The sequence below is a fragment of the Streptomyces sp. NPDC054932 genome (assembly GCF_053610205.1).
This window is the reverse complement of record NZ_JBSGXU010000275.1, coordinates 1-8,414: the sequence shown is the minus strand read 5'-3', so window position 1 is coordinate 8,414 and position 8,414 is coordinate 1. Positions and strand designations below refer to the sequence as shown.

At 75.7% G+C, this 8,414-nt stretch carries 6 protein-coding genes and 1 pseudogene; 1 reads left to right on the top strand and 6 read right to left on the bottom strand.

Features of this window, described 5'->3' with window-relative positions; translation table 11 throughout:
- The 6 genes and pseudogenes from ACWGE1_RS38450 to ACWGE1_RS38425 all read right to left on the bottom strand — a co-directional run.
- Window positions 1–1,173, bottom strand: a pseudogene (locus ACWGE1_RS38450) (ABC transporter ATP-binding protein); the annotation flags it as partial.
- A complete protein-coding gene (locus ACWGE1_RS38445; RefSeq protein WP_453425115.1) occupies window positions 1,170–2,966 on the bottom strand; it encodes an ATP-binding cassette domain-containing protein in 1,797 nt (598 codons plus the stop codon). The gene ACWGE1_RS38445 and the pseudogene ACWGE1_RS38450, both read right to left, overlap by 4 nt.
- A 66-nt stretch (window positions 2,967–3,032) precedes the next feature.
- Window positions 3,033–3,170 carry a SapB/AmfS family lanthipeptide gene (locus tag ACWGE1_RS38440; protein WP_281204780.1) on the bottom strand — a complete coding sequence of 46 codons (138 nt, stop codon included), beginning with the start codon at window positions 3,168–3,170 and terminating at the stop codon, window positions 3,033–3,035.
- On the bottom strand, window positions 3,167–5,845 hold the full coding sequence (gene lanKC / locus ACWGE1_RS38435; RefSeq protein ID WP_453425116.1) for a class III lanthionine synthetase LanKC: 2,679 nt from the start codon (window positions 5,843–5,845) through the stop codon (window positions 3,167–3,169). Before lanKC ends, ACWGE1_RS38440 begins: the two co-directional genes overlap by 4 nt.
- Before the next feature lie 143 nt (window positions 5,846–5,988).
- Window positions 5,989–6,558 (bottom strand): TetR/AcrR family transcriptional regulator, encoded by a 570-nt coding sequence (locus ACWGE1_RS38430; protein ID WP_453425114.1) that lies wholly within the window; start codon window positions 6,556–6,558, stop codon window positions 5,989–5,991.
- Between the two features lie 39 nt (window positions 6,559–6,597).
- Window positions 6,598–7,251 (bottom strand): class I SAM-dependent methyltransferase, encoded by a 654-nt coding sequence (locus tag ACWGE1_RS38425; RefSeq protein ID WP_453425113.1) that lies wholly within the window; start codon window positions 7,249–7,251, stop codon window positions 6,598–6,600.
- A 96-nt stretch (window positions 7,252–7,347) separates the two neighbouring features.
- Here ACWGE1_RS38425 and ACWGE1_RS38420 point away from each other — a divergent pair, with 96 nt between their 5' ends.
- The gene (locus tag ACWGE1_RS38420) at window positions 7,348–8,271 is read left to right on the top strand and encodes an NAD(P)/FAD-dependent oxidoreductase (protein WP_453425112.1); all 924 of its coding nucleotides are present in this window, start codon (window positions 7,348–7,350) and stop codon (window positions 8,269–8,271) included.
- Window positions 8,272–8,414: the final 143 nt, after the last annotated feature.

Genomic DNA, 8,414 nt, shown 5'->3' with positions numbered 1-8,414 from the left:
CGATCCCGGCGACGCCCCCGCCCCCGATCCCGACGCCGACGCCGACGCCGACGCCGACGCCGACGCCGACGCCGACGCCGGCGCCGGGATCGGGGGCGTCGCGGACGGCGCGGGTACGGAGTCCGTGCGCGCCGTGTCCGTCCCCGGCAGCTCTCGGGCGGCTCCCGCCGGTTCGCCACCCGCCCGTTCGTCACCCGCCGACGGAAGCGGTTGCGGGTCGCAGAACCGGTCCAGCACCACCAGGAGCCGGGTGCCCGCCGCGCCCACTGCCGTCATCAGCGCGTCCAGCGCGGGGAGCAGCGACTGCACGAGGTAGGTGAGGGCCCCGGCCACCGCCCCCGTGCTCACCCCGCGCCCCAGCAGCCAGGGTGCCGCGGCCAGCAGTACGACGACCGGCAACCGCCCCGCGACGCCCAGGGCCAGCGTGCGCAGCGCGGTCCACCGCGCGAGCCGCCCGGTCAGCCGCTCCTGCTCGGCGATCAGCAGCTCCACCCGGGCCCCGGCGCTCGCCGCGCCGCCGCACGCGGCGATGTCGCGCAGCCCGGCCGCCAGTTCGCCCGTGCGCGCGGCCAGCGCCTCGTCGGCGTCGAGCGCCGCACGCTGCACGAGCGCCATCGGGCGCAGCGTGGCCAGGAAGGCGGCCGCACCCAGGAGCAGCGCGGGCAGCACGAGGGCCAGCAGGACGGGGGCCAGTGCGGCGAGTCCGAGCAGCGCGCCGAGGGCGGTGAAGACGAACGACCGGGCGATCAGGACCAGTCCGGCGAAGGAGTCCCGGGCCATCTCGGTCTGCTGTGTGAGCCTCGAGACCGCACCCGGGTCACGGGCCCGCCCGGGATCGGCGACGGCCCGGCCGATGGCCCGGCGCACGGAGCGGCGCACCAGACCGTCCCGCAGTGGTTCGACCAGGTCCGCGAGCCCGCCGAACACCCCGCGCAGGGCGAGGGCGCCGAGCAGGGCGCCCACGCCCGCCACGGCCAGCCAGCCGATGCCGGTACCGGTACGGCCGGCGACGAAGCCGTCGTCGAGGGCCCGGGCCACCGCGTAACCGCCGAGGAAGGTGTGCGCGGACTCCAGCAGGGACCACAGCGCGAGCCGGCGCAGTGACCGGGGCCGGGCGCGCAGGAAGCGGACGCCCTCGCGGGACACCCGGCGCCACGAGCCGTACTCGCTCATCGGACCGCCTCCCGCCCTGGCGGACCCGCCTCGGCCTCCGACTCCGGGAGCGTTTCCGCGGGCGGCTTCGCCCCGTCGCCGAACACCGCCCGGTAGCCGGGGTCCCGCCACAGCTCCGCGTGCGTACCGGTCGCCCGCACCCGTCCGGCGTCGAGCCACACGACGAGGTCAGCGCGGGCCGCCGAGGAGATGCGGTGGGCGACGACGAGACGGGTGCCCGGCCGGACGTCACGCTCCAGGGCCCGCTCCACCTCCCGGGCGGTGACCGTGTCCAGGCTCGACGTCGCGTCGTCCAGGACGAGCAGCCGCCCCGCACGGCAGAACGCCCGTGCCAGGCCCAGGCGTTGCAGCTCCCCGCCGGACATCGGCGCGTCCGCGAGCGCAGTGTCGTAACCGTCGGGCAGGCGGCGGACGAACGCGTCGGCCCCGGCCGCCCGTGCGGCGGCGTGCACGGTCCCCGGTTCCGGCGCCGGTCCGCCGCCGAAGGCGATGGCGTCCGCGACGTCCTCCCCGAAGAGGGCCGGACGCTCGAAGGCGTGGCCGACCTCGCGGCGCAGCTCGTCCGCCGACAGCTCGTCCAGCGGCACGCCGTCGAGCAGTACGCGGCCCTCGTCGCAGGCGGTGAGCCGCCCCGCCACGGCGGCCAGCGTCGTCTTGCCCGAGCCCGAACGGCCGACGACGGCGGCGGTCGTCCCGCCGGGGATCCGCAGGTCCACGTCGCACAGCACCACGGTGCCCGCGCGGACGACCCGTACCCCGCACAGCTCCAGTGCGCCCGGCCCGTCCACGGGCAACCGGCGGGACCCCTGGGGGAGTTCGGGCAGATCGAACAGCACCGCCGTGCGGCGGGCAGCGGCCCGCCCGCGCACCACGGCCGCGAGCCGCCCCGTCACGGCGCCGACCCCGGCCGCGAGGCCCGCGTAGCGGACCGCGGCGAGGAGCCCACCTACGCCGAGGGCCCCCTCCGCGAGACGGACCCCGCCGACGCCGAGGACGACGTAGAGCAGCAGCGGCATGAGGGCACTGGTGCGGGCCATGGTCGCGCCGTAGATCCGCCACGTCCGCCGCCCCTCCGCGGAGAGCTCCGGCAACCGGGCCAGTACGCGCGCCTGTTCGCGCTCGGCGGTGCCGGCGGCGGCGATGGTACGGGCGCCCGAGAGGGCCTCGACGAGGCGGCCGGCCAGGGCGAGTTGCACCTCCTGGTAGCGGCTGACGCTGGCGCCCGAGTCGCGGGCGAACGCCCTCAGCAGCAGGGCGAGCAGCGGGAGTCCGGCGAGGAAGGCCAGCGCCGTCCACACGTCGACCAGGACCAGGGCCACGAGTCCGCCGAGCGGGAGGATCAGGGCCACGGCGGCGCTCACGACGGCCGCCGGTACGGCGCCGGCCGTGGCGGCCTGCGAGGTCAGCCGGGCGGAGAGCTCACCGGGGGAGTGGCGGGCGGCGTGGTGCGGCGCGGTGCGCAGCAGCCGGCCGAGCCCCAGGCGCCGCAGCCAGGCGGTGGAGCGGGCGTCGACGCCGCCGTTCAGCCGGGCCGTCGCCGCGTCGAGCAGCACCTCGGCGGCGATCACCGCCGCGCAGCACGCGGTCCACCGGGCGCCGGCGGGGTCCTGCCGCAGCAGCAGGTCGAGGGTGTGGCCGAGCACCGCCGGTTCGGCCAGGGCCGCACCGGCGGCGGCCACCGAGCAGGCGGAGGCGGCGGCGAGGCGGCCGGTGCTGTGTCGCGCGGCCGCCCGCAGGGCCCGGTCGGCGCCGCGGACGGCCGTCGCCCCGCCGGAGGGTTCGGGCACAGTCATGGGCGCGGCCTCCAGGGGTGTGGTGCGGGCCCGGGCGGCGAACCGCCCGGGCCCGGGAGGGCCTGATCAGTTACAGGTCGTGATGCTCAGGCTGCTGTCGCCGCAGAGGAGCAGGCTGGCGCGGCTGCCGCCGCCGGTGAGGTGCGCGGCCTCCGTGGTCTCTTCCTTCGGGGTGTCCATCGACTGCAGGTCGAGAAGCGTCATGTCCGATTCCTCTTCACTGTTGTGTTCCGATGGGTCACGGCCCCCGCGAGGGGGACCGGCTCTGGGGCCGCTGCGGTGGACCGCAGCGGGGGGAGGAACGGCAGGTGCGCGCGGCCACCGGGCGCGGCGCTGCCGAGGGCGAGGAGCGTGCCGGCCGTGCCCGTGGACAGGTCCATGGACAGGCGCATCATCTGCTCGCCGGGGAAGGCCAGGAAGCCTTGGTACGGGACCGCGTGCCGGGCCAGGGCCTCGACCTGCCGGGCGATGTCCTCGCGGGCGGAACCCGGCCCCGGCGTCGTGGTCCGCGCCAGGTGGAGGATCATTCCGGCCGCGCCGCGGAACAGACCGGGCTGGGCGTAGAAGGTGGCCTGGGCGGCGCGGACGATCTCCGGCCGGGCCCGTTCGAAGCGGTCGTCCCGCGCGTGCCCCAGCCAGTCGTCCAGCACCATGCCGATCCCCACGCTGCCGCCCCCGAGGTAGGGCATCGTGCGCCATCCCTCGTCGACCTGCAGGGTGCCGAAGGCGCTGGTCACGCACCGGTCGAGATCGCGGTGCAGGGCCCGGCCGGCCCGGATCAGCGACTCCGGGTCGCGGTTGCGTTCGTGGAGCCGCAGGTGGAGGAGGGCGGGTCCGCTGTGGCCGTGGAGCAGACCGGCCCGTTTCGGCCCGGCCGTGGCCGCTCCTTCGGCGAGGAGGTCGGCGCAGCGCAGGGCAGCGGCGTGCAGTTCGCCCTCGCCGGTGGCCGAGCCCAGGGAGTCCAGGGCCAGCCCGATCCCGGCGAGGCCGCTGTGCAGGTCGGGTCCGGCCGACTGCCAGGGCTGGCACAGCAGTTGTTCGGCGAGGGCGAGCGCGCGGTCGCGGTGGCCGAGCCGTTCCAGGGTCCACGCGAGACCGGCGAGGCCGTCGTAGAAGCCCAGCGGCATGCCGGACGCCGGCTGCTTCGTCCGGGCCAGCAGCCATTCCTCGGCCTCGGGCCACGGGTCGGCGCCGACCTCGGCGAGCGCGTACAGCACGCCGGCCGCTCCGTTGCCGAAGCCGGTTCCGCCGCCGGCGGTCGCGAACTGGGCCGTGTCCCCGGGGAAGAGGCGGTCCTCACGGTCGAAGGTGGCGCTCGCCCGCAGCGCCGCCGTCATCGAGGAACGGGCGGCCTCCCAGTCGCCCGGCTCGACCGGCAGGTAGCGGCTGCGTCCGGCGGCCGCACGACCGCCGGACGCGGATCCGCGGTCGGGGCCGGGATCGCGGCCGGGGCCGGGGTCGGGGTCGGCGAGGATCTCCCGTACCGCCTCGTCGAGGAACTCACGCGGTACGGGGAACTGCTCGGCGGCGATGTCGGCCAGGTGCGCCGCCTTGGCCCGGTCCATCACCAGCAGACTGGTCAGCGGAAGGAACAGTGCCAGCCGCAGGCAGGCCAGGGCGTACCGGTCGACGGCGAAACCGCGCCGGTCGGCCGGGGCGACGAACGCCGGGTTGGCGACGGTCTGGCGGAGCCCTTCGTCGAGCGGGGCGGCGGCCTCGAAGTCGAGCAGCGCGACCGACATCGCGCCGGTCTCCTCGTCCTCCGCGACCATGACGTTGAACAGGTGCAGGTCGTTGAAGACGATGCCGCGGGCGTGCACCGCCTCCACCGCCTCCGTCACCCGCCGGTGGACCTCCAGCGCCCACCGGGTGTACTCGGCGAGCTCCGCGGGATCCGGATCCGCCTCGATCAGCGGGTGCCGGCGGGCGAAGTAGGTGTTGAGGGGCTTGCCCTCCAGGTGCTGCATCACCAGGAAGTGGTGGTCCCCGACGGTGAAGGCGCCGTGGACCGAGGGCACGCAGTCCAGCCCGTCCAGCCGCTCCAGGGCCCTGCGTTCGCGGTGCAGCCGGGTCACCGCATCGGCCCCGTCGGCGGCGAGCCCCGCGAAGGGGCGCGCCTCCTTGAGGACGACCGGCTCGCCGGTGCGGACGTCACGGCCGGCGTAGACGCCGCCGCCGTTGGAGAAGTGCAGGGCCCGTTCGACGGCGTACGGGAGGCCTTCGAGGGTGACGGCCGCCCGCCGCGCCAGATGGGGTGCCAGGAACGGCGGCGGCTCGACCCACTCGGGCGGCTGGAACACCGGACCCCGCGGGTCCGGGACGAGCCGGCCCTCCGGGTCCTCGATCGCCGGGACGAGCTCGCCACGGTCGTCGTAGCAGTGCCGCAGCGTGAAACTGCCGTAACGCAGGTGCACGGGACCGGAGTTCCAGCGCAGGTCGCTCAGGATGTACGGGCCGGGCTCACCGGCCAGTAACGCGTCGAGCTCCTCGGCGATGCGCCGGCACTGCTCCTGGTCCGCCGGGTACACGGTGAGGAACTTGCCGCTCGCCGCGCGGTCGGCGTACTTCGCGTTGCGCAGGTGCAGCAGGTACCGGCTCGGTACGAACTTGAACGCGATCCGGCGGTCCACGCAGTAGCGGTGGACCCGTTCGAGGACGGACTCGGCGTTGTCCAGGCACGCCGAGACGTGGATCTTCCAGCCCTGGGAGGGGAGCCGGGCGTCGACGGGCCGCAGCGCCAGCCAGTCCCCGCTGCGGTGTGTCTGCCACCCCGCCGGTACGGGGGCGAGCGCCGCCGGGTAGTTCTCCCCGTCCCGCCGGTACGGCGCGTCGTAGAACCAGCGGTCGGCGTCGCAGAAGGCGGCGTACCCCTTGTTCACACCTGCTCCCTCGGTCGGTGACGTTCCCACGCTGTCACCCGGGCCGAGGGCGGCGACAGTCGCGGCTGTCACCGATGGGGTGTGCAGTACGCACGAGTCACCAGGGGCCGGTCCCCCTTCGGGTGGCGGACGCGGCCCGGCGGTCAGGGGCGGGCTGCGACGACGCGGCGGAAGAGGGCCTGGACGGCGGTGGTGACGTCGGTGCCCGGGGCGTGGTGGCAGGGACCGGCGTAGGCGTGGGTGAGGAAGTCGGCGGTGAGTCCGGGGTCGGTGACGTCGAACTCACCGGCCGCGGTGCCCCCGGTCAGGATGGTGACCAGCAGATCTCGGGCCTGGTCCATGGGTTCCTCGCCCGCGGTTCCGAGCTCGTGGAAGAGCCGGTGGTAGAGCTCCTGGTGGTCCTGCTCCGCGGCGACCCACGCCGCGACGAGACCGTCGAGCCGTTGCGCCCAGGACAGCTCGGGCCGTTCGAGGAGCGCGGCGGGCGTCTGCAGCATGCGGCCCCACATCTCGCCCTGGAGGGCCGCGAGGAGTTCCTGCTTCGAGTCGAAGTAGAGGTAGACCGTGCCCTTGGCGACGCCGGCGCGGGCGGCGACCTTGCTGATGGTCAGAGCCTCGTAGCCGTCCTCCAGCAGGAGGGCGGCCACGGCGTCGAGGATCTGCCGGCGGCGGACGTCCGGGGGCTGGAAGCGGCCGGTGGGCTGGGCGGGCACGGATGACTCCTCGCGGGGCGGTGACCGACCGGTGGCCGGTCAGTCGTCGGTCTCCAGGGTGTCATGCGGCTTGCGGGCGATCACGATCACGGCGGTGTCCTCGGCCGGCTGCTGCTCGTGGCCGGGGTGCTGGTGGCGCGGCACGCGCAGCCGTTCCGCCCGCAGGACGTCCAGGCCGAGGCCCGACAGCCCGGTGCGCATCTCGTCGAGGGTGACCAGGTCGCCGCCCCCGCCCCAGGCGCAGCCCTCCTCGTCCCATTCGCCGAGCGAGAGGATGCCGCCGGGGGCGAGGGCGGCGGCCGCGGCCGCGAGGGTGGCGGTGCGGGCGGGGCCGCGGGGCGGCAGGGCGTAGGAGCTGAGGACGAACTCGTAGCTGGTTTCCGGCTGCCAGGAGGCGGTGTCGGCGACCAGGAGCTCCAGCTCCAGGCCGCGGGCGCAGGCGCTGATCCTGGCACTGGCGAGGGCGCGGGGTGCGATGTCGACGCCGGTGACGCGCCAGCCGCGCTCGGCGAGCGCCAGGGCGTTGCCTCCCGCGCCGCAGCCGAGGTCCAGGGCCTTCCCTGGCGTGAGGGTGTCGGCGGGGGCGAGCAGGAGCGGGTCGGGGGAGGCGGTGTCGCTGCCGTCGCCGCGGTAGACGTCGTCCCAGTCGAAGGCGGGCCGAGGGTCCTGCGGGGTGGGGTGCGCGTCGTGCATGTCGGTTCCTCCGGTGGGAATGGACGGCATCGAATGACCGTTGGTCAGTAGTATGACCCACGGTCATTCGATCTCGTCAACCCACCGGAGGCCCTGATGAACCCGCTCACCGAGTACGACACCGTGATCGTCGGAGGTGGCCCCGCAGGTCTCACCGCCGCGCTGGCCCTGACCCGCTACCGCCACCGCACCCTGGTGGTGGAATCCCCGGCCCCGCCCCGCAACGCCGCCTCCCGCGGGGTCCACGGCATGATCGGCCTGGAAGGCGCCGCCCCGGCCGAGGCGCGCGCCCGGGCCTGGGTGGAGCTGGACGGCTACGGTCTGGCCGGGCGCCGCGACGCGGTGGTCGAGGACATCACGCGCGCCGCCGGGGGCGGCTTCGATGTCGCCCTCGGGGACGGCTCCACCGTCCGGTCGCGCACCGTGCTCCTGGCCACCGGAGTCGTCGACGTCCACCCCGCCGGCGTCGAGGGCTTCGCCGAGTGCTGGGGCCGCACCGTCATCCACTGCCCCTTCTGCGTGGGCTGGGAGAACGCGGACCGCACCTGGGGCCTGGTCGCCGACGACCCCGATTACGCCGCCATCGCCGCCACCGCGTTCCGGGCCTGGTCCGCCGACGTGATCGCCATCGCTCCGCCCGGCATGGACCGCGCCGCGGGGACCCGCCGGGCGCTCCGGGAGGCGGGCAGTGACCTGGTGGAAGGGGAGATCGTCCGACTGCACCACCGGGACGGGGACCTGCACACCGTGGAGATGGCCGACGGCACCCTCCTGGAGCGTCAGACCCTGCTGTGGTCGCCGCCCCAGCGGCAGGTCCCGCTCGTCCACCGGCTCACCGGCGTTCTCGGTCTGGCCCATGACGAGGACGGCTTCCTCACCGTCGGCCCCGACCGGCAGACCAGCGTTCCCGGCCTGTACGCGGCGGGAGACCTCACCACCCGGTGGGAGCAGGGCGCCATGAACGCAGCCGGGGCCGGAGCCGCGGCCGCGGACGCCATCCACTTCGCGCACAGCCGCTGACCCGGCCTCGCATCACGGGGGCCACCGTGGGCGTCCCCCGCCGGCCGTACGCCCGGCCGGGCCGCCCCCCGCCCCGAGGTGGTTAGGCGGCGCGGGCCCGCAAACCCCACAAACCGCGCGGCGCGAAAGTGGCCCGCCACCCC